Annotated in this window: 27 protein-coding genes and 1 pseudogene; 16 read left to right on the top strand and 12 right to left on the bottom strand. The window is 71.2% G+C overall.

Features of this window, described 5'->3' with window-relative positions; genetic code table 11:
- Position 1: 1 nt before the first annotated feature.
- Together ACNF49_RS49315 and ACNF49_RS49310 are read left to right on the top strand one after the other, a co-directional pair.
- Positions 2-631: a cytidylate kinase-like family protein gene (locus tag ACNF49_RS49315; protein ID WP_352350062.1), complete on the top strand. Its 630-nt coding sequence runs from the start codon at positions 2-4 to the stop codon at positions 629-631.
- Positions 632-687: 56 nt separating this feature from the next.
- Positions 688-2097 (top strand): NAD-dependent malic enzyme, encoded by a 1410-nt coding sequence (locus tag ACNF49_RS49310; protein ID WP_357971089.1) that lies wholly within the window; start codon positions 688-690, stop codon positions 2095-2097.
- Positions 2098-2292: 195 nt separating this feature from the next.
- Here ACNF49_RS49310 and ACNF49_RS49305 read toward each other — a convergent pair whose 3' ends face one another.
- From ACNF49_RS49305 to ACNF49_RS49280, 6 genes and pseudogenes are all read right to left on the bottom strand, one after another.
- Positions 2293-2775 carry a hypothetical protein gene (locus ACNF49_RS49305; protein WP_352326153.1) on the bottom strand — a complete coding sequence of 161 codons (483 nt, stop codon included), beginning with the start codon at positions 2773-2775 and terminating at the stop codon, positions 2293-2295.
- Between the two features lie 71 nt (positions 2776-2846).
- Positions 2847-3899, bottom strand: a complete 1053-nt coding sequence (locus ACNF49_RS49300; protein ID WP_482941995.1) for a glycosyltransferase family 4 protein — start codon at positions 3897-3899, stop codon at positions 2847-2849.
- Between the two features lie 190 nt (positions 3900-4089).
- Positions 4090-5652: a glycerol-3-phosphate dehydrogenase/oxidase gene (locus tag ACNF49_RS49295; protein WP_482941994.1), complete on the bottom strand. Its 1563-nt coding sequence runs from the start codon at positions 5650-5652 to the stop codon at positions 4090-4092.
- Positions 5653-5666: 14 nt separating this feature from the next.
- Positions 5667-7124: a glycerol kinase GlpK gene (gene glpK / locus ACNF49_RS49290; RefSeq protein WP_482941993.1), complete on the bottom strand. Its 1458-nt coding sequence runs from the start codon at positions 7122-7124 to the stop codon at positions 5667-5669.
- Between the two features lie 85 nt (positions 7125-7209).
- Positions 7210-7961 (bottom strand): annotated as a pseudogene (locus tag ACNF49_RS49285) (IclR family transcriptional regulator).
- A gap of 20 nt (positions 7962-7981) precedes the next feature.
- A complete protein-coding gene (locus ACNF49_RS49280; RefSeq protein WP_482941992.1) occupies positions 7982-9334 on the bottom strand; it encodes an MFS transporter in 1353 nt (450 codons plus the stop codon).
- A 103-nt stretch (positions 9335-9437) separates the two neighbouring features.
- On the opposite strand from ACNF49_RS49280, the gene ACNF49_RS49275 reads away from it, so the two are divergent.
- Positions 9438-10058 carry a TetR/AcrR family transcriptional regulator gene (locus ACNF49_RS49275; RefSeq protein WP_482941991.1) on the top strand — a complete coding sequence of 207 codons (621 nt, stop codon included), beginning with the start codon at positions 9438-9440 and terminating at the stop codon, positions 10056-10058.
- A gap of 69 nt (positions 10059-10127) precedes the next feature.
- Here ACNF49_RS49275 and ACNF49_RS49270 read toward each other — a convergent pair whose 3' ends face one another.
- The gene (locus ACNF49_RS49270; protein WP_357971096.1) at positions 10128-10652 is read right to left on the bottom strand and encodes a hypothetical protein; all 525 of its coding nucleotides are present in this window, start codon (positions 10650-10652) and stop codon (positions 10128-10130) included.
- 120 nt (positions 10653-10772) lie between these two features.
- Between ACNF49_RS49270 and ACNF49_RS49265 the strand changes: the two genes are divergently transcribed.
- Complete coding sequence (locus ACNF49_RS49265; RefSeq protein WP_357695183.1) at positions 10773-11351, top strand: YqgE/AlgH family protein; 579 nt, start codon at positions 10773-10775, stop codon at positions 11349-11351.
- Here ACNF49_RS49265 and ACNF49_RS49260 read toward each other — a convergent pair.
- The gene (locus ACNF49_RS49260) at positions 11348-11968 is read right to left on the bottom strand and encodes a TetR/AcrR family transcriptional regulator (protein ID WP_357971097.1); all 621 of its coding nucleotides are present in this window, start codon (positions 11966-11968) and stop codon (positions 11348-11350) included. The genes ACNF49_RS49265 and ACNF49_RS49260 overlap by 4 nt on opposite strands.
- A 156-nt stretch (positions 11969-12124) precedes the next feature.
- Here ACNF49_RS49260 and ACNF49_RS49255 point away from each other — a divergent pair, with 156 nt between their 5' ends.
- Positions 12125-13723, top strand: a complete 1599-nt coding sequence (locus ACNF49_RS49255; RefSeq protein ID WP_357971098.1) for an MFS transporter — start codon at positions 12125-12127, stop codon at positions 13721-13723.
- Between the two features lie 63 nt (positions 13724-13786).
- Here the strand turns inward: ACNF49_RS49255 and ACNF49_RS49250 are convergent, their stop codons facing one another.
- Complete coding sequence (locus ACNF49_RS49250; protein WP_482941990.1) at positions 13787-15193, bottom strand: cellulase family glycosylhydrolase; 1407 nt, start codon at positions 15191-15193, stop codon at positions 13787-13789.
- Positions 15194-15261: 68 nt separating this feature from the next.
- On the opposite strand from ACNF49_RS49250, the gene ACNF49_RS49245 reads away from it, so the two are divergent.
- The 7 genes from ACNF49_RS49245 to ACNF49_RS49215 all read left to right on the top strand — a co-directional run bounded on the left by ACNF49_RS49245 (position 15262) and on the right by ACNF49_RS49215 (position 21804).
- On the top strand, positions 15262-15747 hold the full coding sequence (locus ACNF49_RS49245; protein ID WP_357971100.1) for a hypothetical protein: 486 nt from the start codon (positions 15262-15264) through the stop codon (positions 15745-15747).
- Positions 15744-16004 carry a DUF3039 domain-containing protein gene (locus ACNF49_RS49240; RefSeq protein WP_357971101.1) on the top strand — a complete coding sequence of 87 codons (261 nt, stop codon included), beginning with the start codon at positions 15744-15746 and terminating at the stop codon, positions 16002-16004. Before ACNF49_RS49245 ends, ACNF49_RS49240 begins: the two co-directional genes overlap by 4 nt.
- A gap of 78 nt (positions 16005-16082) precedes the next feature.
- Positions 16083-16991, top strand: coding sequence for a zinc metalloprotease (locus ACNF49_RS49235; RefSeq protein WP_482941988.1), 909 nt, complete (start codon positions 16083-16085; stop codon positions 16989-16991).
- Between the two features lie 24 nt (positions 16992-17015).
- Positions 17016-18404: an MFS transporter gene (locus tag ACNF49_RS49230; RefSeq protein WP_482941987.1), complete on the top strand. Its 1389-nt coding sequence runs from the start codon at positions 17016-17018 to the stop codon at positions 18402-18404.
- A gap of 90 nt (positions 18405-18494) precedes the next feature.
- Complete coding sequence (locus ACNF49_RS49225) at positions 18495-19382, top strand: hypothetical protein (RefSeq protein WP_482941986.1); 888 nt, start codon at positions 18495-18497, stop codon at positions 19380-19382.
- Between the two features lie 124 nt (positions 19383-19506).
- Entirely contained in the window at positions 19507-21261 is a 1755-nt protein-coding gene (locus tag ACNF49_RS49220) for a DEAD/DEAH box helicase (RefSeq protein ID WP_357971105.1), read from the top strand.
- Between the two features lie 165 nt (positions 21262-21426).
- Complete coding sequence (locus ACNF49_RS49215; RefSeq protein ID WP_357971106.1) at positions 21427-21804, top strand: STAS domain-containing protein; 378 nt, start codon at positions 21427-21429, stop codon at positions 21802-21804.
- 6 nt (positions 21805-21810) lie between these two features.
- Here ACNF49_RS49215 and ACNF49_RS49210 read toward each other — a convergent pair whose 3' ends face one another.
- From ACNF49_RS49210 to ACNF49_RS49200, 3 genes are all read right to left on the bottom strand, one after another.
- A complete protein-coding gene (locus ACNF49_RS49210) occupies positions 21811-22320 on the bottom strand; it encodes a hypothetical protein (RefSeq protein ID WP_482941985.1) in 510 nt (169 codons plus the stop codon).
- A 165-nt stretch (positions 22321-22485) separates the two neighbouring features.
- Positions 22486-23055 (bottom strand): nicotinamidase, encoded by a 570-nt coding sequence (locus ACNF49_RS49205; RefSeq protein ID WP_482941984.1) that lies wholly within the window; start codon positions 23053-23055, stop codon positions 22486-22488.
- A 14-nt stretch (positions 23056-23069) separates the two neighbouring features.
- Entirely contained in the window at positions 23070-24353 is a 1284-nt protein-coding gene (locus ACNF49_RS49200; protein WP_357971109.1) for a nicotinate phosphoribosyltransferase, read from the bottom strand.
- A gap of 46 nt (positions 24354-24399) precedes the next feature.
- On the opposite strand from ACNF49_RS49200, the gene clpS reads away from it, so the two are divergent.
- From clpS to ACNF49_RS49180, 4 genes are all read left to right on the top strand, one after another.
- Positions 24400-24693 (top strand): ATP-dependent Clp protease adapter ClpS, encoded by a 294-nt coding sequence (gene clpS, locus ACNF49_RS49195; protein ID WP_352350112.1) that lies wholly within the window; start codon positions 24400-24402, stop codon positions 24691-24693.
- A gap of 10 nt (positions 24694-24703) precedes the next feature.
- Positions 24704-25228, top strand: a complete 525-nt coding sequence (locus ACNF49_RS49190; protein WP_357971110.1) for a DUF2017 domain-containing protein — start codon at positions 24704-24706, stop codon at positions 25226-25228.
- 9 nt (positions 25229-25237) lie between these two features.
- A complete protein-coding gene (locus tag ACNF49_RS49185; RefSeq protein ID WP_357971111.1) occupies positions 25238-25639 on the top strand; it encodes a M67 family metallopeptidase in 402 nt (133 codons plus the stop codon).
- Positions 25640-25779: 140 nt separating this feature from the next.
- Positions 25780-26052 (top strand): MoaD/ThiS family protein, encoded by a 273-nt coding sequence (locus ACNF49_RS49180; protein WP_352350116.1) that lies wholly within the window; start codon positions 25780-25782, stop codon positions 26050-26052.
- Position 26053: the final 1 nt, after the last annotated feature.

Raw genomic sequence — 26053 nt, 5'->3', positions numbered from 1 at the left:
TATGCGGGTCGTCACGATCTCCGCGGCCTACGGCACGGCCGGCAGCCACATCGGCCCGGCCGTCGCCGAGCGGCTCGGCGTGCCCTTCGTCGACCGTGCCATCCCCAGCGCCGTGGCCAAGGAACTCGGCTGCACGCTGGAGGAGGCGCTGGCCCATGACGACCGCGCCGAACACGGCCTCGGCAGGCTGCTGTCGGGCGCCATCCGGCTGCCCACGGTCACCTTCGGCGGCGTGGACATGTACGTCCCCGGTGCGATGCCGCTGCCGCCCGAGGAGTTCGTCCGGCGCACCGAGCGCATGATGAAGGAGATGGCCCTGGCCCAGGGAGGCGTCTTCCTGGGCCGCGCCGGCGCCCTGGTGCTGGCCGACCATCCTGGCGCCCTGCACGTCAGGCTCGACGCGCCGCTCAAGCGCCGGGTCCGCCAGACGGCCACGCTGAGCGGCACGAGCGAGCGCGAGGCGCGGGCCGTCATCGAGGACAACGACCGGGCCAGGACGGCCTACGTCCGCCACTTCTACCGGGCGGATCCGGGTGATCCGTGCCACTATCACCTTGTGCTCGACAGCACGACGATTCCCGTTCCCGCGTGTGTCGATCTCATCGTCACCGCAGCGACGGCACTGGGTTGACCTGATGCCCCCTATCCTTGGATGACTTCTTGGTCAGTCCCGAAGGAGCGATTGACGTGGCGACCGTCCCGAGTGTGTCGTACTCCATAACCGTGCGTCTCGAGGTGCCCGCAGGCGGCAAGGCCGTGAGCCAGCTCACCCACGCCGTAGAGTCGGCCGGAGGCGTGGTGACCGCCCTCGACGTCACCAACGCGGGCCACGAGAAGCTGCGCATCGACGTCACCTGTGCCGCCCGCGACACCGACCACGCGCAGGCCATCGTCGACCAGCTGGAGGCGGTCGAGGGCGTCGTCATCCACAAGGTCTCCGACCGCACGTTCCTCATGCACCTCGGCGGCAAGATCGAGATGAAGTCGAAGGTGCCGCTGCGCAACCGCGACGAGCTGTCCATGGCCTACACCCCGGGCGTGGCGCGCGTGTCGATGGCCATCGCCAGGAACAAGGAGGACGCGCGGCGCCTGACGATCAAGCGCAACTCGGTGGCCGTGGTCACCGACGGGTCGGCGGTGCTGGGGCTGGGCAACATCGGGCCGGAGGCCGCGCTGCCGGTCATGGAGGGCAAGGCTGCCCTGTTCAAGCGGTTCGCCGGCATCGACGCCTGGCCGATCTGCCTCGACACCCAAGATGTCGACGAGATCGTCCGCACGGTCCAGCTCATCGCGCCCGGGTTCGGCGGCATCAACCTGGAGGACATCGGCGCGCCGCGCTGCTTCGAGGTCGAGCGCCGGCTGCGCGAGCTGCTGGACATCCCGGTCTTCCACGACGACCAGCACGGCACGGCGATCTGCGTGCTGGCGGCCCTGACCAACGCGCTGCGCGTGGTGAACAAGTCCATCGAGAACGTCAAGATCACGATGGCCGGCGCCGGCGCGGCCGGGAACGCGGTGCTGCGGCTGCTGCTGGCCGCGGGCGCCCGCAACGTGGTCGTCTGCGACTACCTGGGCGCCGTGCACAAGGGCCGCGACGACCTCGACGACTCGCTGCGCTGGATCGCCGAGCACACCAACGCCGACGGCTACGCGGGCGACCTGCGCGGTGCGGTCAAGGACGCCGACGTGTTCGTGGGCGTGTCCGCGCCCGGCATCCTGACCGGCGACGACATCGCGACGATGGCCAAGGACTCCGTGGTGTTCGCGCTGGCCAACCCCGAGCCCGAGGTCTCGCCCGACGACGCGCGCGAGCACGCCGCCGTGGTGGCGACCGGCCGCTCCGACTACCCCAACCAGATCAACAACGTGCTGGCCTTCCCGGGGGTGTTCCGCGGGCTGCTCGACGCGCAGGCCGGCGGGGTGACGCAGGAGATGCTGCTGGCCGCGGCGGGCGCGCTGGCGGCCGTGGTGACACCGGAGGAGCTGGGCCCCAACTACATCGTGCCGAGCGTCTTCCACCCCGACGTGGCGACGGCGGTGGCCGCCGCGGTCCGCGAAAGCGCCGGCGGCCGGGCCCGCGGCTTCACCGAGGCGTGATCCTGCGGGGGCCAAGGCAGGCTCGGCCCCCGCACCCAGACGGCCCACAGAGCGCACCGTCACGGCGGCGCGCCGGTGAAGGGTCAGAGGGCGTGACATGGAGGGCCGTCAGCCGAAGTCCGGCGGGTGGCTCTACCACGCGAAGCCGTAAAGACAGAAAGCGCGAAAGGGCCGTGAAGCCGGAAAGGCTCCCGCCTACCGGGTGACGGCGGGGATCAGGCGGTAGCTTTCCTGGAAGACCAGGTTGTGGGCGTCGGCGGCGGCGATGGCGCGCAGGGTGGTCAGCTGGCCCGCCGCGTCGGAGTGGTCGAAGACGTTCAGCGGCCAGTCGCCGACCGTGTTGCCGCGCAGGTGCGGGTGGTGGAAGTCGGCGCCGTAGTGGGCCACGATCGCGATCGGCAGGATGTCCTTGTCGCGCTGCTCCGGCCACGTGAGCGACCACATGGCGTTGAGCCCGCCCTCCTGAGACCTGGTGAGCCCGCTGGCCACCACCTGCCCCGTGCCGAGGAGCAGGTCGGCGTTGAACTCGTCCAGCGTCGCCCGCGCCACGGGGTCGAGCAGCTCGACCGCCGTGGCGAACAGGCGTTCCTTGTCCTCCCGCGCGGTGACGCCGCCGTGGACGCCGTCGCGCAGGTCGGTGAAATGCCTGATCAGGGCCTCGTTCATGGCAGTGCGCATGCCTACCCCCTTCCCCCGGGACAGGGGCGACACCCCGTGCGGCGGCGATCCGCCGCACGGGCACGCGCGGGTCAGGCGGCGAACGGCGCCGGACGCCGGTCGCGGATGCTCAGCTCGTAGATCTTCTCGTAGCCCATGGCCATGCCGAGCGCGTCGAAGTTGCGCTTGACGTGCATGCGGCAGTCGGCCGGGTGCAGGCCGCCCGCGGCCTCGACGGCCTCGGCCAGGTCGGCGGGGTCGTCGCAGACGTAGCCGGTGATGCCGTCGACGAGGACCTCGCCCACGGCGCCGCCGCGCAGCGCGACCACCGGGGTGCCGCTCGCCATGGCCTCGATCATGACCATGCCGAACGCCTCCTCCTGGCGGCTGGGGAACAGCAGGCAGTGGGCGTCGGCCAGCAGCTCGCGCTTGCGCGGGCCGTCGGCCTCGCCGACATAGACGGCGTCGTCGCCGAGCCGGGGACGGATGTGGCGGTCGAAGTACTCGTGCTCGGACGGCTCGTTCAGCCGGCCGGCGAGCAGGATGCGCCGGCCGGCCTGCCGGGCGGCGTCGATGGCCAGGTGGGCGCCCTTTTCGGGGCTGAACCGGCCGAGGAAGAGCGCGTAGTCCTCCTTGTGCTCGCGGAGGGGGAAGCTCTTCAGGTCCACGCCGTTGTGCACGGTGCCCAGCCAGTTGAGGTCGGGGGCCTGCATGCGCTGGAACGTCGAGGTGGACACCAGGCCGACGGAGTCGCCGAGCCGGCGGTAGCGCTCGGCCTGCTCACCCGAGGCCGGGCCGTGCACGGTCGTCACCGTCGGGATCCGGGGGTTCAGGGCGGTCACCGAGCCGGCCGGGGAGTGGTCGTGGACGACGTCCACGTCCAGGTCCGCCGGCCGGACGTCGGGGACCGCCGCCCTAGGGGCGGGTTCGTCGAGCGGGTGGGAAGGCGGCTCGGTGTAGGCGGCCAGGACGTGCGGGGACGTGCCCGAGCGGCCCGCGCCGATCAGGGTGACCTGGTGGCCCAGTCTGAGCAGGGACCGCGCGAGGTCGTCCATCATGACCTTGACGCCGCCGTACGAGCGGGGCGGGTTCTCGAACCTCGGGGGAGCCACCATCGCGATGTGCAGCCGGGACTTGGCGGACATGACGTCACCTCCGTAGGGGCGGCAGAAGAGGGTTCAGCCGGTAGGCGCTCCGACGCCTCGATGCGACCCGGGGGCCTCGGCGACGGATGCGACATTTCGGATTCCCCGTACCGGCCGCTTCGAACCTGTGATCTGCGGTGACGTTCGTCGCAGCCGCGGCGGCGGGGTGCCGCCGCGGCCCGGGTGACGATCAGGCGAGGAGCTGCTCGATGCGGGTGCGGACGTCGGGCGTGTCGAGGCCGCGCACGGTGAGCGTGGTCCGGCGGCGCACGACGTCGTCGACGGTGGCCGCCCACTCGTGGTCGCGGGCGTAGACGGCCTGGGCCCAGATGTCGGGCCCGTCGGGGTGGATGCGCTCGCCGAGCGAGGGGTCGTCGCGGATGAGCCGGGCCACGTCGAAGGCGATCGTGCCGTAGTGGGTGGCCAGGTTGCGGGCGACCAGCGGGTCCATGCGGGCGCCCGGCTCGCGTTCGGTCCACAGGCGCATGGCGACGGCGTCCGGGCTGGCCAGGCCCGGCAGGGGCACGGCGGGCAGGATGTCGGCCAGATCGTCGCCGAGCGGCCGGCCCGGCAGGCGGGAGAGGGTCTCCAGGACGTGCCTGCCGATGTGCCGGTAGGTGGTCCACTTGCCGCCCGCGACCGACAACATGCCGCCCGCGCCCCTGGTCACCACGGTCTCCCGCTTGGCGGCCGACACCTGCCCGGGGCCGCCGGGCAGCACGCGCAGCCCGGCGAAGGCGTAGGTGATGTCCTCGCGGCGGAGCTGGCAGTCGCGTACGGCGTGGCCGGCCTCGTCGAGGATCTGGGCGATGTCGGCGTCGGTGGCGCGCACGTCGGCCGGGTCGCCCTCGTACGCCTCGTCGGTGGTGCCGAGCAGCAGGTGGTCCTCCCACGGGATGGCGAAGGAGACCCGGTACTTGTCGATCGGCGTGGTCAGCGCGGCCTTCCACGGGTCGTGGCGGCGCATGACGAGGTGGGCGCCCTTGGAGAGCCTGATGCTCGGCGCGGCGTGCGGGTCCTCCATCCGGCGCAGGTGGTCCACCCACGGGCCGGTGGCGTTGAGGACGAGCCGGGCGTCCACCCCGAACTCGGTGCCGTCGAGGCGGTCGCGCAGCTCGGCCCCCGTCACGTTGCCGGTCACGTTGCCGCCCGACTTGCGCAGCCCGACGACCTCGGCGTGGTTGAGCACGACCGCGCCCGCGTCGACGGCCGCGCGCACGGTCATCACGGCGACGCGGCTGTCGTTCATCTGGTGGTCGCCGTAGACGGCGGCGGCGCGCAGGCCCTCGCTGCGCAGCGCGGGGACGCGGGTCATGGCCTGGTGCGGCGTGATGACCTTGCCCATGCCGTCGCCGAACACCGACAGCGCGGAGTACAGGAAGACGCCGGCGCCGAGCTTGGCCGCGCCGTGCGGGCCGCCCTTGTAGATCGGCACCAGGAAGCTGAGCGGTTTGACCAGGTGGGGCGCGATGTCGGCGGCCAGGGCACGGCGTTCGCGGTGGTTCTCGGCGACCAGCTTGACGTTGCCGGTCTGCAGGTAGCGCAGGCCGCCGTGGACCAGCTTGGACGACGCGCTGGAGGTGGCCCCGGCGAAGTCGCCCGCCTCGACCATCGCCACCCGCAGCCCGGCCTGCGCGGCCATCCAGGTGATGGAGGTGCCGAGGATGCCGCCGCCGATCACCAGCAGGTCGTACGTGGCGCGGGAGAGCTCGTGCCGGATCTCGGCCCGGTCGGCGCCGATGGCGATGTTCATGACGTGCTCCAGTCCTACTGTTCGACCCAGTCGAGGGTGCGGGCCACGGCCTTCTTCCAATTGCGGTACTCCCGCGCGCGGACCTGTTCGTCGATCTCCGGCCGCCACTCCGACGCCTTGTGCCAGTTGGCGCGCAGGCTGTCGAGGTCGGGCCAGTAGCCGGTGGCCAGGCCGGCGGCGTACGCGGCGCCGAGCGCGGTGGTCTCGGCGACCATCGGCCTGATCACGGGGACGGCCAGCACGTCGGCCAGCGTCTGCATGAGCAGGTTGTCGGCCGTCATGCCGCCGTCGGCGCGCAGCGTGGTCAGGTCGAGGCCGGAGTCGGCGTTCATCGCGTCGACGACCTCGCGGGTCTGCCAGGCGGTGGCCTCCAGGACGGCCCGCGCGATGTGGCCCTTGGTGACGAACCCGGTCAGCCCGGCGATCACGCCGCGGGCGTCGGAGCGCCAGTGGGGTGCGAACAGCCCCGAGAAGGCCGGGACGAAGTAGCAGCCGCCGTTGTCGTCGACGGTCTTGGCCAGCGTCTCGATCTCGGCGGCGCTGGAGATCAGGCCCAGGTTGTCGCGCAGCCACTGCACCAGCGAGCCGGTGACGGCGATCGCGCCTTCCAGCGCGTACGTGGCCGGGCCGTCGCCGATCTGGTAGCCGACGGTGGTCAGCAGGCCGTGCCGGGAGACGACGGGGTCCTGGCCGGTGTTCATCAGCAGGAAGCTGCCCGAGCCGTAGGTGCTCTTGGTCTCGCCGGGCTCGAAGCAGGTCTGGCCGAACAGCGCCGCCTGCTGGTCGCCGAGCGCGGAGGCCACCGGCACGCCGGCCGCGGTGTGGCCGTAGACCTCGGCGGACGGGCGGATCTCCGGCAGCATCGCGCGCGGCACGCCGAGGGCGGCGAGCAGGTCGTCGTCCCAGCTCAGCGTGTGGATGTTCATCAGCATCGTGCGGCTGGCGTTGGTCACGTCGGTCAGGTGGCGGCCGGTCAGGTTCCACAGCAGCCAGCTGTCCATCGTGCCGAACAGCACCTCGCCGCGCTCGGCCCGCTCGCGCAGGCCGTACGCGTCGAGCAGCCAGCGGATCTTCGGCCCGGAGAAGTAGGTGGTCAGCGGCAGGCCGGCCTTCTCCTTGAACAGCCCCTCGTGCTCGGCGAGCGTGCGGGTGAGCGCGTCGGTCCTGGTGTCCTGCCACACGATCGCGGGGCAGACGGGACGCCCGGTCTCCCGGTCCCACAGGACGGTGGTCTCGCGCTGGTTGGTGATGCCCAGCGCGGCGATGTCGAGCCCCTCGGTGGCCTCGGCCATGACGGTCCGGACCGACTGCCAGATCTCCTCGGCGTCGTGCTCGACCCAGCCCGGCTTGGGGAAGATCTGGCGGTGCTCGCGCTGGGCGACGGTGACGATGTTGCCGGCCTGGTCGAAGACGATGCACCGGCTGGACGTGGTGCCCTGGTCGATGGCTGCGATGTAGTGCGGTCGAGGCACGAGGTTCCTCGCTTGGGAGTCGGGGTTCGACATTGTCGAACGATGTGAGCGATGTTACGTGTTCGCCCCGGTGTTGTTCAACCGGTCATCTGGCCAGATCGCGGGTGATCGCGCGGGCGGCGTCGCGGACGTAGGAGACGTACTCCATGGTCAGGGCGCCGTCGGCGGTCAGCCGTTCGACCGCCCCCGGATGCCGATGGCGCCCACCACGAGGCCGCGCGGGTCCTTGATCGGGGCGGCGATGGCGACCTCGCCCTCGGTGAGCTCCTCCATCTCGGCCGCCCACCCCCTGGCCCGGACCTGCTCCAGCTCCTCCTCCAGCTTGGCGGCGTCGACCAGCGTCCGGTCGGTGTACGCCGGCAGCGGCGGGGCCGCGAGCGACTCGCCGTACGGGTCGTAGGCGAGCAGCACCTTGCCGAGCGCGCTGGCGTGCGTCGGCAGGTAGGTGCCGACCTGGAGGGTCTGCATGCTGTCGTCGGGGCGGAACACGTGGTGGATCACCAGCACGTGCCCCTCGTGCAGGGTGCCGATCCAGGCGCTCTCCCTGCTCCGCCCGGCCAGGGCGTCGGCCCAGTTGATCGAGCGGGTGCGCAGCTCGTTGACGTCGAGGTAGCTGCTGCCCAGATGGAGCAGCGTGGCCCCGAGACGGTACTTTCCGGTCGCCGCGTCCTGCTCGACGAAGCCGACGCGGACCAGCGTGCGCAGGATGCCGTGGAGCGTGCCCTTGGGCAGGCCCAGCGCCCTGGCCAGCTCTGCCACGCCGAGCTGGCGGGGGCCGGATGCGAGCAGCCGCAGGATCGCGGCCGCCCGTTCCACCGATTGAATCGTCTCTCCCACGGCGGCCACCCTAGCGCAGATCAGTTCGACATTGCCGAACGCTTGCGGGAAATCAGCACCCCGCCGAACGTCAGCGCGGCGTTGACGAGCACCGCCACGATCACTCCCTGGAGCACGGTGCCCATCGCGGCCGTGGCCACGGCGCTCATGACCGGGATGCCCATGGTGATGCCGACCTGCTGGGTCATCGTCGCCAGGCCGGTGGCCAGGCCCTGCTCGGAGTCCGGCAGCCCCGACGTGGCCGTCACCATGAACCCGACGATCGCCACCATGTTCCCGATCCCGCCCGCGAACGTGGCCGCCAGCAGCAGCCAGATCCAACCCGGGCCGGTGCCCAGCAGCGCCAGCGACGCCGTCGCGACGGCCTGGAGCCCGAACCCGGCCGCCAGCGCCCGGCCCCTGCCGAGCCGGCCGAGGACCCGGGGCGCGAACACGCCGCCGAGCACGGTGCCGAGCCCCAGCACCCCGAACGCCAGCCCGGTCGCCAGGGCCGAGTAGCCGAGCACCTTCTGCAGGTAGAGGGTCATGAGGAAGACGAGGGACGTCTCCGTGGCGAAGGCGATCAGGCCGGCCAGGTTGCCCCAGGTGACGTTGGGCCTGGCCAGGATCGAGACGGGCACCAGGGGCGCGGCGGCGCGGCGCTCGACGTACAAGAAGGCGACGAGCAGGGCGGCGCCGGCGGCGAGCGCGCCGAGGCCGAGGGTGTCGGCGAAGCCGTGCTCGCCGGCCCTGGTCAGGCCGAAGACCAGCGCGAGCAGGCCGGCGGTCACGCTCACCGCACCGGGCAGGTCCATCCTGGGCCGCTCGGCGGGACGGCTCTCCTTCAGCACCATGGGCGCGGCGACGACCACGGCCAGCGCGACGGGCACGTTGACGAAGAACGCCCACCGCCAGCTCAGCAGCTCGGTCAGCAGCCCGCCCAGGATCGCGCCCGAGGTGAACCCGGCCGACATCAGCGCGCCGTTCAGGCCGAGCGCCCTGGCCCGCAGCGGCCCCTCGGGGAACGACGTGGTCAGCAGCGCGAGCCCGGCGGGTGTGACGACGGCGGTGGCCAGGCCCTGGGCGACCCGGGCGACCAGCAGCATGCCCGGTGAGACGGCCAGGCCGCCGGCCAGCGAGGAGACGCCCAGCAGCACCATGCCGGCCACGAACAGCCGGCGCCGCCCGAACAGGTCGGCGATCCTGCCGAACAGCAACGTGAACCCGGCGGCGGCCAGCGCGAACGCCGTGGCCACCCACTGGAGGTCGGCCAGCGCGAAGCCGAGACCTGAACCGATCACCGGCAGCGCCACGTTCAGAATGGAGAAGTCCACGGCGAGCATGAACTGGGACCCCAGCAGGAGCACCAGAACGAGCCGTTGCGCGGACGTCATGCGATCGGATCGGGGCCGATCGGCGAGTACGGTCATGCCATCCCCCTAATGGGACATGAGTTCCGTTAAGATGCGGCACGACGATAGCACGAAAGGGGCATTAATGGAACAAGAGTCCCGTTTGGCGGGGACTGTGCGGCCAGGGGGCCGCACCGCGCGCGTGCGCGCGGCCGTGCTGGAGGCCACTCAGGACGAGCTGGTCGAGCACGGCTTCCATGGGCTGACCATGGACCAGGTGGCGGCCAGGGCCGGCGTGGGCAAGACCACGGTCTACCGGCGCTGGGGCAGCAGGGCCGGGCTGGTGACGGACCTGATGACCGAGCTGGCCGAGCAGTCGTCACCGCACGCCGACACGGGATCCATCGAGGACGACCTGCTGGCCAACGCCGTGGCCGTCGTGGGCGCGGTCACCGACCACCGGCTCGGGGCCACGTTCCAGGCGGTGATCGCGGCGGGCACCTCCGACGCGCAGGCCGTCCAGGCGTTGCGCGCGTTCTACCTGCGGCGCATCGAGGAGTGGGCCAAGGTCGTCGACCTCGCGGTGAAGCGGGGTGAGCTGCCCGAGGGCACCGACGGGATGGAGGTGATCCGGGCGATCTCCGCGCCGCTCTACTACCGCCTGCTGGTCACCAAGGAGCCGGTGGACCAGGAGGTCGCCCGGGACGCGGCGCTGCGCACGCTGGCCGCGGCGCGGGCGGGCGCGTTCGTCCCGCGGGACGCCTAGCGCCGCCTGGGCCGTTGCGGGGGCGTTCGCGGAGCCAGGGCCTTTGTGCCGGTTTCCGCGCGGGCGGGGTCACAGGGGGCCGTCGGGGACCGAACGGGGCCAGACGGAGCCGTACCACCACATGATCCCGCCCATCACCACGAGCCCGGCCGCCGTGGCCAGCTTGCCCCACAGGTCGGAGGGCGGCCCGGTGTACGGCAGCCGGCCGTGCCTCCGCTCCCGCCCCCAGGTGCAGTCGTTGCGCACCCGGGTGGAGTCGATGAGCGTGTCGGGATGGGTGTCGGTGACCGAGAACGCCTCGATCTCGCGGGTGGTGCCCCGGTCGATCCGGACCGTCCTGACCACCTGCTTGCGGGCCGGGATCGAGCCGGTCGCCACGCTCCTCGCGTCCACCCGCAGGTCGAACCGGGCGAGCTGGGGGGTCTGGTTGCGCAGCGTGACCCGTACGGACCCCGAACCGCACCCGAGCCGGTCGGTCGTCATCGTGAACGGGTCACCCCGGTCGGGCAGCGGCCACGCCTGTGCGGACGACGGGAGCAGCAGCGCCGCGCCCACGGGAAGTGCGGCCAGGACGAGGCGTGTACCGATGCGCATGTGCTCCTCCCGAGCCCCCGCAAGCGTGATCTTTGCTACAGATCGTGCCCATAAGAGCACAGAAAGTAACATGGTCGAGCCGGGGGAGCGGAAGCCCGCCACACCCCTCATGATGGAGGTATGGCGGAAGCGATCTACGTCGGCGGTTTGTTGGTGGCGACGCCGCTTCTTGACGACCCCAACTTCCGGCGTAGCGTCGTGCTGATTCTCGAACACGACCACGACGGCGGCACTCTCGGCGTGGTGCTCAACCGGCCGAGCGACATCTCGGTCACGCAGGTGCTGCCGGTCTGGGACCCGCTGGTCACCGGGCCGCCGGTGCTGTTCGAGGGCGGCCCCGTGCAGACCGACAGCGCTCTCGCCCTCGCGGCGGTCCCGAGCGGGCAGGAGCCGCTCGGCTGGCGCCGGCTCCACGCGGGCACCCCGGCCGTCTCCCGCCTGGGCACGGTCGACCTCGACGCGCCCCCCGAGATCCTCCAGGGCGAGATCGCGCAGATGCGGATCTTCGCCGGATACGCCGGCTGGACCTCCGGCCAGCTGGAGAGCGAGATCGCCGAAGGCGCCTGGTACGTCGTCGACTCCGAGGCCGGCGACACCTTCCACGGCGACCCCGGCTCGCTCTGGCGGCACGTGCTGCGGCGCCAGCCGGGCGAGCTGGCCTTCGTGGCGACCTGCCCCGACGACCCCACGATGAACTAGGCCGCCGGGCGGGTGTCCCAGCCGGGCCGCAGCGACGCCTCGGCCAGCGCGACCGCCTCGGAGATACGCGAGACGAGCTCCGGCATGGTGGTCTCCCTGCGGGGGCACTCGAAGCCGATGCGCATGGTGGACATCGCGAACGCCACGATCAGGTACGTCAGCTGATCGTCCTCGGGGGCGACACCCCTGCGGGCGGCGACGGCCTCGGCCAGCCGGCTCTCCGTCATGGCGCCCCGGGCCACCGACTGACCCACCAGGTGCGGATATTTATCGAATAGTTGCCGCAGCTTCAGGAACCTCTCGGTGTCCTCCGGCGTTGACCCCTGCATGTCGTCCACCATGGCCCGCAGGCCGTGCATGAGCGACGTGAACGGGGGCTCGTCCGCCGGACGGGCGGCGAACTCCTCCAGCAGGATCTCCTCGCCGTGGTCGTGGAACCACAGAACGAGATGGTCCTTGCTGGTGAAGTAGCGGAAGAAGGTGCGGGGGGAGACTTCGACGACCCCCGCTATCTGCTCGATCGTGGTGGACTCATACCCTTGTTCGAGGAACAGGTCGAGCGCCGCGTCGAGGAGCGCGAGGCGCGTCTTCTCCTTCTTGCGTTCCCGTAGACCCACAGCAGACACCCCTTCGCCACGTTTCTGTCACAGTGTGCCAGAAGTCATGCGGCGTCTTTTTAAAATCGTTTGTCATAAGTCATCGTCTGACATACCCTACCTGAGGCTTACGAGACCTATGCCGCAGTTGAGCGGTATGTGACTGAGGGGGACCTTATGGCTAACGCGAAGGCGGTCGTCGAACCGTCGTCGCCCGGCCTCGGTAAGACGGGGACAGGTGGCGGAAACCCGTGGCTGGTGCTGTTGGCGGTCAGCCTCGGCGTCATCATGGTGATGCTGGACGGCACGGTGGTGGGCATCGCCAACCCCGTCATCCAGATGGAGTTGAAGGCGTCGCTGTCCGATCTGCAGTGGGTGACCAGCGGTTACCTGCTCGCGCTGGCCGTGTTCCTGATCACGGCGGGCAAGCTCGGCGACCTGTTCGGGCACAAGCGCGTCTTCCTGATCGGCGTGACCGGCTTCGCTCTGTCCTCGATCGGCATCGGTCTCAGCCAGGAGCTGGCCGACATCGTTCCCGGCGTGTCGCCGGTCGGCGCGCTGATCGGCCTGCGGGTGCTGCAGGGCCTCTTCGGCGCCCTGCTCCAGCCGGCCGCCCTGGCCCTGCTGCGTGGCGCCTTCCCCGGTGAGAAGCTGAACCAGGCGATGGGGGCTTGGGGTGCGATCATCGGCCTGTCCAGCGCCGCCGGCCCGATCGTGGGCGGCGTGCTGGTGGAGAAGGTGAGCTGGGAGTCGGTCTTCTTCATCAACGCCCCGGTGGGCATCGTCGCGCTGATCATGGGCATCTTCCTGATCAAGGAGAACCGCGTCCAGACGTTCGCCAGGATCGACTGGCTCGGCGTGCTGCTGCTGTCCGGCGCGATGTTCTCGCTGGTCTGGACGATCATCAAGGCCCCCGAGTGGGGCTGGGGCGACTCGACGACGCTGACCTTCATCGGCGCGTTCGTGGTGCTCATCGCCGCGTTCATCTTCTGGCAGAGCAGGGCCAAGCAGCCGCTGGTGCCGCTGTCGCTGTTCAGGAACGCCTCGATCTCGATCGGCACCCTGCTGATGATGATGGTCGCGTTCGCCATGTTCGGCGCGATGTTCTTCCTGGGCTTCTTCTTCCAGGGCGTGCACGGCCTGACCCCGCTGGAGGCCGGTCTGCGGATGTTGCCGATGAGCGCGGGCATGATCGTGGCCTCGCCGCTGGCCGGCATGGCGATCGGCAAGCTCGGGCCGAAGATCACGATGGCCGCCGGTCTGCTGATCACCGCGTGCTCGATGTTCCTCATGTCGCGTCTGAGCATCGACGCCTCGTTCATCGAGAGCGGCCTGCCGTTCGTGCTGCTGGCCTTCGGCCTCTCGCCGGTGTTCGTCGGCGCGACCGAGATCATCGTGGGCAACGCGCCGGTCGAGCTGAGCGGTGTCGCGGGTGGCGTGCAGCAGTCGGCCATGCAGGTCGGCGGCGCGCTCGGCACCGCGATCCTGGGCGCCGTGATGGCCGGCGAGATCGCCGACACGCTGCCCGGCTACCTCGGCCCGGCGGCGCAGGCGATCCCGCCCGCGCAGCTCCCGCTGCTGGAGAAGGCCGCCGCGTTCGGCGCGGCGCCGCCCGGGCTGCCGCAGGTGGTCACCGACGCCGTGCACCACTCGTTCATGGACGGCATGCACCTCGCCTTCCTGGTCAGCACCGGTGTCGCGGTGCTGACGGCCCTGCTGACGCTGTTCGTCAAGGCCGGGCGGAAGAGCGAGGGCGCGCCGGTCCACATGGGCTGACCGCTTCCCGCCGGAACGGCCCCCGCCTGCGTGGCGGGGGCCGTTCCGCTGTCCAGGGCCCGATCAGCTGGGGGTGACGGTCAGGACGACGCGGCCCGAGGTCTTGGTGGTGACCGTCAGGATGCGCTTGGCGGCGTTCCAGGCGACCGTGCCGCCGTCCACCCGGGCGCCGTTCGGGAAGCCGCGCTCGGGCAGGTAGATCTCGGTGGGGCCGGTCTCGTTGGCGTCGAAGACGACCTGGAGGCGGTTCTCGCCGTAGGTCACGCTGACCGGGACGCCGCCGATCGCCCTCGGGTACGCCCTGACGTACGCGCCCGGCAACGCGGTGGCCTTCCCCTTCACGTCGTACGGCCCCCACGGGTCGGCGTCCCGCGACCAGTAGGCCATGCCGGTGCCCACCTCGTCGCTGAGCCCCTGGACCTTCCGCACCAGGTCGGACGCGCCGGGCCTGGTCATGTCCAGCCCGAACTCGCCCAGCAGGACGGGCGCCCCCATACGCTCGGCCGTCCGCGCGATGTTCTCGCGCCACCAGCCCAGCGTGCGGTCGGTCCACTCCTTGGAGCTCGCGGTGTAGTCGTCCCCGAGGTCCAGGGGCAACGGGTAGACGTGCGGGGCGAAGGCGATGCGCGGCGGCCCGCCGCGCGGGTCGTCGAAGCGCGGCAGCGACGACGGCAGCCCCCAGTTGACGCCCACGGCCTGCGGCTCAAGGAAGATCCAGCTGTCCTGGTCGACCGCCCTGATCCGGTCGATGCTCTTGCGGTAGAGGGTGGCCAGGGGGCCGGTCTCGAACGTCGCGCCCTGGACCGAGCCGCCCCACGGCTCGTTCATCAGGTCGTACCCGAGAATGCCGGGCACGTCCTTGAAACGCGCCGCGACCGCCGCCCACGCCTTGGCGTAGTGGTCCATCAGCTCGGGGTGCTCGCCGGTGGTGTTCCAGAAGTGGTCGAAGGCCCGGATGACGCCGGGCTCCAGGTAGTACATCTCCCAGGTGAAGTGCTCGGTGGCCACCGGCAGGCCGTCGGTGTGCGTGGCCCAGCCGGGCGCGCCGTTGCCGGCGACGCCGGTGGGGGTGATGCCGTTGCCCCAGAGGTCCTGGTGCATGTCGAGCATGACCTGGTAGCCGCGGTCGGAGTACCACCGCACCCGCTCAGCCACCTTGTCCAGATATTTCGTGTCATAGGTGCCGGGGGAGGGCTCCACGGCCCGCCACTGGATGAGGAACCGCACGAAGTTCGTGCCCATGTCCCGGTACTCGCGGTCGATGTCGTCCGGGGTCAGCTCGGGCAGGGCGTCGGGGGCGCCCTTGGCGCTGCCCGCCGTGTTGAAGCCGTGCAGGATCAGCGCCCGTCCCCGGTCGTCGGTGACGTAGCGGGGCGTGGACGGGGGAGCGTCCCTGGTCGCGGCGGCGACGGCGCCTCCGGCCAGCAGGACGAGCACGGCTGTCGTCGCGAGCAACCTGGCACGCTTCATCTGATCTCCGCGGATGCCGGGAAATGGGGTCTTCCATCAGAATCATGGACGCGGCTAGCCTGCCGAACATGAGCCTTGTTCGCAATAGCCTGCCGGCGATCGTCGCCTTCTTGATCGTCCTGGGGTTCGGTCTGTTCGGCGCGGTCCTGGTCACGAGGGTCGGCTACCTGGCCGTGCCGTCCGCGATCGGGGCCCCGTACGCGCTGCCGGGCCTGCGCGTCGTCCCCCTCGGCGAGACGACGTGGCTGCTCACGCTCGCCGACACGGTCCTGGCGCTCGCCCTGGTCGGCGCGGTGGCGGCCACGCGCGGCGGCTTCTGGCGCACCTGGGGCCGCTTCCTGGTCGCCGCGGTCGTGGTGAACCTGCTGCGCGCGGCCCTGCTCGCCACGGTCGCGCAGGCCGGGATCGGCGCCTATCTGGGCTATCTCGGCGGCGGCCTGGCCGTGGGGCTGATCTGGGGAATCGTGCTCGGCTGGCTTCCCGGACTCGCCGCGCTGCCACGCCGGCGCGGAACGCGGGACCGCTCGCCGGCGGGCATAAACTCGATGGGGTGAGCACGAAGATCCTCCCAGAGCAGGAGACCACGCCGCGCACCTCTCATGGGGACGGCGACCACGAGCGCTTCGCCCACTACGCGGACAAGCACAAGATCACCGAGAGCATGGTGACGGGCACACCCATCCGCGCCCTGTGCGGCAAGATCTGGGTGCCCAGCCGGGACCCGAAGAAATACCCGGTCTGCCCCGAGTGCAAGGAGATCTACGGAGGTCTGCCGTCGGGCGGCGGTGAGGGCGACGACAAGAAGCAGTGAGTGTTGCTGAAGCCCAATCCCCTCGGGTAAGGCTACGGTCGGTAATCTGACCAGCCCATACCGTCACGGGGGGATTGCATGGCCCGGCGCGCGACCGCCGTCTCGTTGGCATGCCTGCTGGCGGCCGGGCTCGCCCCGCCGCTCCCGCTCGACGCCGCGCCGGCGTCGCCGTGCCTGTCGTCGGCCGCGCGCCTGACCGCGCGCTCGTCCCCGGGCGTGCCGAGGGCGACCGGCCCGCGCTCGCCGCTCCCTGAAGACGTCGCCAAGGTCATGGCCGAGCTGAAGGTCCGGCTGCGCGGGGTGGCCGTGCCCACGCGCATCACCGTGCCGACCCGGGTGGTCGTCCTCACCGACGGCCGCCGCAAGGTCTCCGAGCAGGCGGTCAAGGCCCAGATCGACGTGCTCAACGCCGCCTACGCCGGCCGCAACGGCGGCGTGGACACCGGCGTGCGCTTCAAGCTGGAGTCCGTCTCCGTCAAGGAGAACGCGGGCTGGTTCACCGACCCCGTCGGCGGCGAGAAGGACATGAAGACCCGCCTGCACCAGGGCGGCGCCCAGACGCTCAACCTCTACATCGCCCAGCTCAGCGAGCTCATGCTGGGCTTCGCCAGCTACCCCTACTGGTACGCCGGCGCCCCCGCCCTCGACGGCGTCGTGATCGACTGGCGCAGCCTGCCCGGCGGCCCGATGACCAACTACGACAAGGGCTACACCGGCGTCCACGAGATCGGCCACTGGCTCGGCCTGTTCCACACCTTCGAGAACGGCTGCGACGATCCCGGCGACGGCATCGCCGACACCGCCCCCGAGGCCCGCGCGACCGAGGGCTGCCCCGAGGCCAAGGACACCTGCGCCCACGCCGGCTCCGACCCGATGCGCAACTACATGGACTACACCCATGACCGGTGCATGTCGGAGTTCACCCAGGGCCAGGCCAACCGCATGCACGAGATGTGGACGGCGTACCGACGCAGCGCAGATGCGTAGTTTGGGGGCAATTACGATGTGTAGGTGACAGCACCGAAGGCAATCGACGCTCCCGACACCTCACCCCCGATCCTCGGGCCCCGATACCGCACCGCCACCTTGGGGATCCTTCTGGTGGTCACGCTGATCGCCTTCGAGGGCATGTCGGTCGGCGTCGTCATGCCGGCGGTCTCGAAGGACCTCGACGCGCTCAACCTCTACGGCATCAGCTTCTCCGCCTTCCTCATCGCCAGCCTGTTCGCCAACGTGGTCGCCGGGCTCTGGTCGGACCGGCGCGGCTACCCGCTGCCGTTCCTCGTCGGGGTGGTGCTGTTCGTCGCCGGGATGGCGCTGGCCGGCGCGGCGGACGCCAAGGAGCTGTTCCTGGTGGCGCGGGCCGTCCAGGGGCTGGGCGCCGGTTCCTCGATCGTGGCGCTGTACGTGATGATCGCGCGGGTCTACCCGGCGGTCGTGCGGCCCAAGGTCTTCGCGGCGTTGTCGGCCGCCTGGGTCGTGCCCTCGATGGTCGGGCCCGCCGTGGCGGGGGCCGTCGCGAAGGAGTGGGGCTGGCGTTTCGTCTTCTACGGGATCATCCCGCTGGTGGTGCCCGCGCTGGTGATGCTCGTCCCCGCGCTCCGGATGGCCTCGCCCGGTGAGGCCGAGGAGAGCCCCCGCGGGCCGCGTTCGCAGCCGCTGGCGATGACGCTGGCCGCCACCGCCGCCGCCGGCGGCGCCGGCGTGCTGCTGTGGGGCGTGGACGAGCTGCACAAGCAGCCGGTGATCGGCGCGGCCGCCACGCTCGGCGGGCTGGGCTTCCTGGTCTACGGCCTGCACCGGCTGCTGCCGCCGGGCGCGCTGCGGTTCGGGCGCGGGCTGCCCACGACCGTGCTGCTGCGCGGGTTCTTCTCGGCCGCCTTCTTCGGGGTCAACTCCTTCATCCCGCTGGTGCTCACGTCGGTCAAGCTCTTCGACGCAAGGGCCGCCGGGATCGCGCTGACCACGGGCGCGCTCGGCTGGTCGGCGGGCTCGTTCCTGCAGAGCAGGCGGACCGCCGAGCCGCACCGGCGGATCAGGCTCGGGGCGGTGTGCGTCACGGCCGGGATCGTGATCGCGCTGTTCGCGGCGCTGCCCGCGGTGAGCGGCTGGATCGCGGTGCCGGCCTGGATCGCGGCCGGGTTCGGCATGGGCCTCGGCATGACCACGGTCAGCGTCACCGCGCTCAGGCAGTCGCCGGTCAGCGAGCAGGGCGCCAACTCCGCGGCGCTGTCGGTCACCGACATGCTGGGCTCGGCCCTGACCGTGGGCCTGGGCGGCGCGGTGATCAACTTCATCGGGCACGGCTCCGGGCAGATCGCCACCGGATTCGTGGTGATCTCGGTCCTCATGGCGCTCATCGGGCTGGCCGCCACGTTCCTGGCCGCCCGTACCCGCTGATCGTGTGATTCTGCCCCTCCCGCCACAGCGATCACGGATCGCCAGATCTTCGTCCCGAGGAGTGATAGGACAACGGGACGAGGAGGTGTCATGGAGGATGATCACCGGGTCTGGCCCCCCGCTTCCGGGCCCCGGCCCCGGCACCGCCGCACTCCTCCCGAGGACGCGGACTTCCCGGACGACTCCGACAGCGACGACAGTGACGACGAGGACGACCAGGACGACGAGGAGGCCCCCTGGCCGCCGCGCCGGGGGCGCGACCCGTACGAGCGGCCGGCGTGGAACCCGCGGATCCGCAGGACCGTCCCGCTCGACCCGCCGGCCGCCGCCGATCCGCTGCCGCCCTCGGCCCGCCGCCACGCCACCCCCTCCGAGCCGCTGCCGCCCTCGGCCCGCCTCTACGGCACCCCCGCCGACCCCGGCCCGCTGGAGCAGGCGCCGCGGCGCGGACGGCGTCCGGCGGGCGTCCTGGTCGCCCTGGTGGCGACGGCGGGGCTGGTCGCGGGGGCGAGCGCGGTGGCGTCCCGGCTCACCGAGCCGCCGCCGCGGCCCGACCGGCTGAGCGACGCCGTGGCCGGCGTGTCGCTGCGGCTGCCGCCCGGCTGGAGCGCCGGGACGGTCCCGCCGGTCACCGGCTTCACGTCGGTCGCCAGGGACGGCAACGGCGCGCTGGTCATGGCCAGGCGGGTCGCCGAGCCCGTGCCGAACGTCAGAAAGGCCGCGGGGGAGGCCGCCGAGCTGTACTCCAGGCTGCTGCTCAAGGGCGACAAGGTCACGGTCGTCGACGACCGCGACATCCCGCAGGGACACACCCGCGCCCTGCGCGCCGAGTACCAGGACGTCGTCAACCGGCCCGCGTTCCTGCGCGTGATGCTTCTCACTCGCGCGGGCCGCGCCGTGCTGCTCGTCGGCCTGCTCCAGCCCGAGGCGGCCACCGGCAGACAAGCGCTCGACGCGGTGATGACGAGCTTCAGATAAGCCACATAGCACGTAGGGAAGACCTTGGCCAGAATCCTCGATGCACGGCACGTCTTGTCGGTGAGCCCGATTACTCTTGGGTCACTGTGAGAGAGCGAAGCACACGAACCCCAGAGGTGATGCGGTGAGCACCTTCGCCGCGTCCCACCTTTCGCCTTCCTATCCAGACCGCGCCGCGTGGGGCACCGCGCCCAAGCTGCGTGCCTGGCAGCAGCAGGCGTTCGACCTGTACTTCAGGCGCGAGCCGCGTGACTTCCTCACCGTGGCCACCCCCGGCGCGGGCAAGACGACCTACGCCCTGCGCATCGCCAGCGAGCTGCTGGCCAACGGGGTGATCAGGGCCGTCACCATCGTCACGCCCACCGAGCACCTCAAGCGCCAGTGGGCCGACGCCGCGGCCCGGGTGGGCATCGGCATCGACCCGGAGTTCAAGAACAGCCAGGGCACGACCTCGCGCGACTACACCGGCGTGGCGGTGACCTACGCGCAGGTCGCGATGCACCCCGCCCTCCACCGGGCGCGCACCGAGGCCCGCAAGACGCTGGTCATCTTCGACGAGATCCACCACGCGGGCGACGCCAAGTCGTGGGGCGACGGCGTGCGCGAGGCGTTCGAGCCCGCCACCCGCCGGCTCCAGCTCACCGGCACGCCGTTCAGGTCCGACGACAACCCGATCCCGTTCGTCGGCTACGAGGAGGACGCCGAGGGCGTCAAGCGCAGCGTCTCCGACTTCTCCTACGGCTACGGCCCGGCGCTCGACGACGGCGTCGTCCGTCCGGTGATCTTCCTGGCCTACTCCGGCGAGATGAAGTGGCGCACCCGCGCGGGCGACGAGATCGCCGCGACGCTCGGCACCCCGCTGACCAAGGACCAGCTCTCCCAGGCGTGGCGGGCCGCGCTCGACCCCAAGGGCGACTGGATCCGCCAGGTCATGCAGGCCGCCGACCGCCGCCTGACCGAGATCCGCCGGGGCGTGCCCGACGCGGGCGGCCTGGTGATCGCCACCGACCACGAGACCGCCCGCGCCTACGCCCGCCACCTGCGCAACATCACCGGCGAGGGCGCGACGGTGGTCCTGTCCGACGATCCGGGGGCGTCCAAGAAGATCAAGCAGTTCGCCGCCTCCCACGACCGGTGGCTGGTGGCCGTCCGCATGGTCTCCGAGGGGGTCGACATCCCGCGCCTGTGCGTGGGCGTCTACGCCACCTCGACCTCGACCCCGCTGTTCTTCGCCCAGGCCGTGGGCCGGTTCGTGCGCGCCCGCAAGCGCGGCGAGACCGCCTCGGTCTTCCTCCCCTCGGTGCCCACCCTCATGGGGCTGGCCAACGAGATGGAGGTCGAGCGCGACCACGTCCTCAACAGGAAGCCCCCGGAGGACGGCCTCGACGACAGCCTGCTTGAGCAGGCCAACCGGCAGAAGGACAACCCCGACGTCCTGGGCGACGAGCTGCCGTTCGAGACGATGGAGACCTCGGCCACCTTCGACCGCGTGCTCTTCGACGGCGGCGAGTTCGGCACCGGCGCGGAGATCGGCTCGGCCGAGGAGGAGGACTTCCTCGGCCTGCCCGGCCTCCTGGAGCCCGACCAGGTGGCCACCCTGCTCCGCAAGCGCCAGTCCGACCAGCAGGCCGCCAAGCGCAGGCAGAGCCCGGCCGAGCAGCCCAAGGAGACCCTCGCCCCGCACGAGCAGATCGCCGAGCTCAGGCGCGAGCTCAACGGCCTGGTGGGCGCCTGGAACCACCGCACGGGCCAGCCCCATGGCGTCATCCACGCCGACCTGCGCCGCACGTGCGGCGGCCCGCCGATCGCGCAGGCCACGGCCGAGCAGATCCAGGAGCGCATCGACGCCATCCGCCGCTGGGCCACCCAGCGGCGCTAGCCGCGCCCCCTTCGCCGGTTCCCCGCGAACCGGCGAAGGGGCCCGGCGGGGGTCCGGCGGGGGACCCTGCACATTTGGCCACAGAGCAGTGACCTTCCGTTAGAAGGCCGGCCAGAACGGCAACAACCCTCTTGGCTGTCTTGGGATACCAGAAGGATCTTGCCCATGTCGTCTGAGGCCCCCGGCAGGTCGACGCTCACCGTCACTTCCGGCCTCTCCCGAAACGCCGTCATCATCAGGCTCGAAGGCGAGCTCGACGTCTATGCGATCCCGACCCTGCGCGAGCACATGCAGCGCGTCTGGGAGCTGCCGGCCAAGCCGTTCCTGATCCTCGACCTCGGCGCGGTCGCCTTCTGCGACTCGATGGGCATGAACGAGCTCGTCGAGGTCATGCAGCGGTGCGAGTCGAGGGGCACCAGGCTGCTGCTCGCGGGGGTGCACGGGGTGATGGCGCGGGTGTTGTCGATCACGGGGCTGCGGCACGCGTTCGAGGTGTTCGCCAGGTTCGACGACGCCCTGCGGCTGGCCGTGGCGACCCTCTAGGGGGCTCTAGAGGCCGGCGGGGGCCGGGATCCTCTTCCCGGAGCGGCCGTCCACCGGGATGTAGCGCTCGTTGCCCGGCAGCGGGACGGTCAGCGCGGCCCGGCCGTCCTTGACGCGGACGGGAAGCGTGCGTACGCCCTGATGGTCGCCGCTCAGCGGGCCCTCGTGCACCCACACCAGCAGCCGGCGGCCCTCGGGACGGGCGATCACCTTGGCCGTCGCGCACTCGCGCGGCGCGGCCGACCACGACAGCACGAGCTGCCGGCCGACCTTGGCCCACTGGGGGATCGGGGTGCGCTCGTCGCAGGCGGGCAGTGCGGGCGCCGACGGCATGTCGTGGGCCACGACGGCGGGGCCGCGGCCGGCGGGCACGTCGCCCATGGCGACCGTCGCGGCCTCCAGCAGCGCCAGCGTCACGACCGCCCCCACCCGCGCCCCCGGACGGCCCTTGACGAGCACCCAGAGGGCGAGAGGGGCGAGCAGCAGCCAGGCCACGCCCAGGGAGATGGCAAGCATGAGGAACCTCGCACAGGATGAAGAGATATGACTCTACGTACTACTTCGACTGCGGAGAGGTTAGGTCATCCTTGAATATCACATGACCGCAGGGTTGCGCACTGTGTACCGTCCGTGATCACGGACGGCCGTGGCGCACTCCCGGGTCGTCCCGGGCGGGGCCGGTCAGCCCGTCTTGGGCGTGCCGTCCAGCTTCACGCCCGCGGCCTCCATCTGGGCCATGGCCGACTGCGTGGTCGCCGGGGAGACGCCCGCGGTGAGGTCGAGCAGCACGCGCACGGCCAGCCCGTTGGCCGCCGCGTCGAGCGCGGTCGCGCGCACGCAGTGGTCGGTGGCGATGCCCACCACGTCGACCTCGGTCACCCCGCGCTCGCGCAGCCAGTCGGCCAGCGGCGCGCCGTCGCCCGAGGCGCCCTCGAAGCCGCTGTAGGCGGCCGCGTGGGAGCCCTTGCTGAAGACCTCCTCCACCTCCGACACGTCGAAGGAGGGATGGAAGTCGGCGCCGGGGGTGCCGGCCACGCAGTGGGCGGGCCAGGACGTGACGTAGTCGGGGGTGTCCGAGAAGTGGGTGCCGGGGTCGACGTGGTGGTCACGGGTGGCCACGACGTGGTCGTAGCCGTGCTCGCTCAGATGGCGGGTGATCGCCGCGGCCACCTCAGAGCCGCCTGCCACGGCCAGGCTGCCACCCTCGCAGAAGTCGTTCTGCACATCGACGATGATCAACGCGGTGCCCATAAGAGCACGATACGTCAGACGAACTCCGTGGGGATCGCCGCGTACCCCCTCCCGAGGTGCAGCGCCTCCTGGGGGAGCAGCGCGACGGCCTCCGCGTGGCGGTCACGGGCGGCGGAGAGGGGCTCCCGGCCGACGACCTCGCCGTCGCGCACCAGCTCGTGCAGCAGGGGGATGCCGCCGTCGGGGACGACGCCGCCGGTCGTGATCAGCTCGGTCTCGACGTGCCCGCCGGCGTCGAGCAGCCGGTACGCCTCCTTGCGCCCTCCGCGCGACGGCTTGCCCACCGACCGCTTGGCCACGGCCTCCAGCCGGCCCGCCCCCGTCTCCCGCGCCACCAGCTTGTACACCAGGGCCGCCGTGGGGACGCCGGACCCGGTCACCAGGGAGGTGCCCACGCCGTAGCCGTCCACCGGGGCGGCGGCGAGCGCGGCGATGGCGTACTCGTCGAGGTCGGAGGTGACCACGATGCGGGTGTCGAAGGCGCCGAGCGAGTCGAGCAGCTCGCGCACCTCCTGCGCGGCGGCGGCCAGGTCGCCGGAGTCGATGCGGACCGCGCCCAGCTTGCTGCCGGCCAGCTCGACCGCCGTGCGCACCGCCTGCTCCACGTCGTAGGTGTCCACCAGCAGCGTCGTGCCCACGCCGAGGGAGGCGATCTGGGCCTCGAACGCGTCCCTCTCGGAGTCGTGCAGCAGGGTGAACGCGTGCGCGGCCGTGCCCGCCGTGGGGACGCCGTACACGTGGCCGGCCATGAGGTTGGAGGTGGAGGCGAACCCGGCGATGTAGGCGGCGCGGGCGGCGGCGACGGCGGCGTACTCGTGCGTGCGGCGCGAGCCCATCTCGATGAGCGGGCGCTTGCCGGCGGCGTTGGTCATGCGGGAGGCGGCAGAGGCGATGGCGCAGTCGTGGTTGAGTATCGACAGCGTCAACGTCTCCAGGAGCACGGCCTCGGCGAAGGTGCCCTCGACGATCATGATCGGGGAGGCGGGGAAGTAGAGGTCCCCCTCGCGGTAGCCGTAGACGTTCCCGGAAAACCGGTAATCGGCGAGAAACGCCAGAGTCGATTCGTCGACCACCTCCTGCTCGCGGAGAAAGGTGAGTTCTTCATCACCGAAACGGAAGCGTTCGAGCTCGTCCAGGATGCGGCCGGTGCCGGCCACGACCCCGTACCGGCGGCCGCCCGGCAGGTGTCTGGCGAACACCTCGAAGACCGCGCGCCGGTGCGCCGCGCCGCTGCGCAGCGCCGCCTGGAGCATCGTCAGCTCATAGTGATCTGTGAGCAACGCAGTGCTCATGGTCATTCTCACGACTCGAAGACTACGACCCAGATAGGGCAGACTCGGGGATGTGGGTAGCACCGCTCCAATCACCGTCGAGCGTCCGTCATCGGACGTCCGGCCCGATCTGCCATGGGTGACCATCGTCTGGAACGACCCGGTCAACCTCATGTCCTACGTGACCTATGTCTTCCAAACCGTCTTCGGCTACACCAAGGAGAAGGCGGAAAAACTGATGCTGGACGTCCACCAAAAGGGCAAGGCGGTCGTGTCCAGTGGCACGCGCGAAGAGATGGAACGCGATGTGCAGATTCTCCACTCCTACGGCCTGTGGGCGACGGTCCAGCCGGATTCGGTCAAGTGAGGCGGCGTCGGTGAGTTCGGGGTTCTCGGCCGGGCGGAACGGTTCGGTCATCGCGCAGTTCGAGGCCGCGGAGGTCTCGCTGTTGCGCTCGCTCGTCTCGATGCTGCTCGGCCTGGTCACGCCGGGGGAGACGAGCGACGATCCGCTGGAGCGGGCGCTCGGCATCGGGGCGGCCCAGGCGCCCACCGATCCGGTGCTGGCCCGGCTGTTCCCCTCGGCGTACGAGGACGAGCAGGAGGCCTCGGAGTTCCGCCGCTACACCGAGGCCACGCTGCGCGACGGCAAGCGCGCCGACGCCCAGACCGTCCTGGACACCGCGCGCCCGGGCGGCGCCGAGCTGACGCCGGAGCAGGCCCAGGCGTGGCTGCGCTCGCTCAACGACGTCCGCCTGACCCTCGGCACCAAGCTCGACGTGACCGAGGAGATCCACGACGAGATCGCCATGATGTCCGAGGACGACCCCCGCTACCCGGCCTACGTCACCTACGACTGGCTGACCTACCTCCAAGACAGCCTGGTCCGCGCCCTCTGGTAGCTTCCGGGCATGCTCACGATCTCGCAGGAACTGGTGGACAAGATCGTCGCGCACGCGCGGGCCGACCATCCGGACGAGGCGTGCGGGGTGATCGCGGGCCGCGACGGCGTGCCCGAGCGGTTCGTCCCGATGGAGAACGCCGAGCGTTCGCCCACCTTCTACCGGTTCGACTCACTGGAGCAACTGCGCGTCTGGCGGGAGATGGACGACCGCGACGAGGAACCCGTCGTGATCTACCACTCCCACACCGCCACCGAGGCGTACCCGTCGCGCACCGACGTGTCCTACGCCTCCGAGCCGCAGGCCCACTACGTCCTGGTCTCGACCAGGGACGAGAACGAGGTCGAGTTCCGTTCCTACCGGATCCTCGACGGAGTGATCGAGGAGGAAGAGGTAAGATTCCTCCCATGATGGTCCGGCCGGTGCAGAGCTACCTCTTCGCGCACACCCCGGCCGTCGTCGTCTACGACTGTCGCTGATCTGGAATCCGTACCAAGCCATCGGTGTTGCCGCCGATGGGACGACGACCAGATAAGAGGAGAATGACCGCGATGGCCATCGAGGTTCGCATTCCCACCATCCTGCGCACCTACACCGACGGCGCCAAGGCCGTCGACGCCGAGGGCGCCACCCTCGACGAGCTGATCAGCAACCTTGAGTCGCGCCACCCCGGCATCAAGGACCGCCTGGTCGACCAGGGCAGCCTGCGCCGCTTCGTCAACGTCTACCTCAACGACGAAGACGTGCGTTTCCTCGGCGGCCTCGGCACCCCGGTGTCCGACGGCGACACGGTGACCGTGCTGCCCGCCGTCGCCGGCGGGTGAC

This window comes from Actinomadura sp. ATCC 39365, assembly GCF_054392275.1.
The sequence above is the reverse complement of the archived record's forward strand: the minus strand, read 5'-3'. Positions and strand labels throughout refer to the sequence as shown.

Coding starts and splice junctions, on each gene's coding strand:
- ACNF49_RS49200 (WP_357971109.1), bottom strand. CDS start 24,353: ATGACCATGAGCACTGCGTTGCTCACAGATCACTATGAGCTGACGATG.
- ACNF49_RS49225 (WP_482941986.1), top strand. CDS start 18,495: ATGGAGGATGATCACCGGGTCTGGCCCCCCGCTTCCGGGCCCCGGCCC.
- ACNF49_RS49280 (WP_482941992.1), bottom strand. CDS start 9,334: ATGACGTCCGCGCAACGGCTCGTTCTGGTGCTCCTGCTGGGGTCCCAG.
- ACNF49_RS49180 (WP_352350116.1), top strand. CDS start 25,780: ATGGCCATCGAGGTTCGCATTCCCACCATCCTGCGCACCTACACCGAC.
- ACNF49_RS49210 (WP_482941985.1), bottom strand. CDS start 22,320: ATGCTTGCCATCTCCCTGGGCGTGGCCTGGCTGCTGCTCGCCCCTCTC.
- ACNF49_RS49295 (WP_482941994.1), bottom strand. CDS start 5,652: ATGAACATCGCCATCGGCGCCGACCGGGCCGAGATCCGGCACGAGCTC.
- ACNF49_RS49215 (WP_357971106.1), top strand. CDS start 21,427: ATGTCGTCTGAGGCCCCCGGCAGGTCGACGCTCACCGTCACTTCCGGC.
- ACNF49_RS49255 (WP_357971098.1), top strand. CDS start 12,125: ATGGCTAACGCGAAGGCGGTCGTCGAACCGTCGTCGCCCGGCCTCGGT.
- ACNF49_RS49265 (WP_357695183.1), top strand. CDS start 10,773: ATGGCGGAAGCGATCTACGTCGGCGGTTTGTTGGTGGCGACGCCGCTT.
- ACNF49_RS49205 (WP_482941984.1), bottom strand. CDS start 23,055: ATGGGCACCGCGTTGATCATCGTCGATGTGCAGAACGACTTCTGCGAG.
- ACNF49_RS49275 (WP_482941991.1), top strand. CDS start 9,438: ATGGAACAAGAGTCCCGTTTGGCGGGGACTGTGCGGCCAGGGGGCCGC.
- ACNF49_RS49185 (WP_357971111.1), top strand. CDS start 25,238: ATGCTCACGATCTCGCAGGAACTGGTGGACAAGATCGTCGCGCACGCG.
- ACNF49_RS49315 (WP_352350062.1), top strand. CDS start 2: ATGCGGGTCGTCACGATCTCCGCGGCCTACGGCACGGCCGGCAGCCAC.
- ACNF49_RS49300 (WP_482941995.1), bottom strand. CDS start 3,899: ATGTCCGCCAAGTCCCGGCTGCACATCGCGATGGTGGCTCCCCCGAGG.
- ACNF49_RS49250 (WP_482941990.1), bottom strand. CDS start 15,193: ATGAAGCGTGCCAGGTTGCTCGCGACGACAGCCGTGCTCGTCCTGCTG.
- ACNF49_RS49245 (WP_357971100.1), top strand. CDS start 15,262: ATGAGCCTTGTTCGCAATAGCCTGCCGGCGATCGTCGCCTTCTTGATC.
- ACNF49_RS49270 (WP_357971096.1), bottom strand. CDS start 10,652: ATGCGCATCGGTACACGCCTCGTCCTGGCCGCACTTCCCGTGGGCGCG.
- ACNF49_RS49235 (WP_482941988.1), top strand. CDS start 16,083: ATGGCCCGGCGCGCGACCGCCGTCTCGTTGGCATGCCTGCTGGCGGCC.
- ACNF49_RS49305 (WP_352326153.1), bottom strand. CDS start 2,775: ATGCGCACTGCCATGAACGAGGCCCTGATCAGGCATTTCACCGACCTG.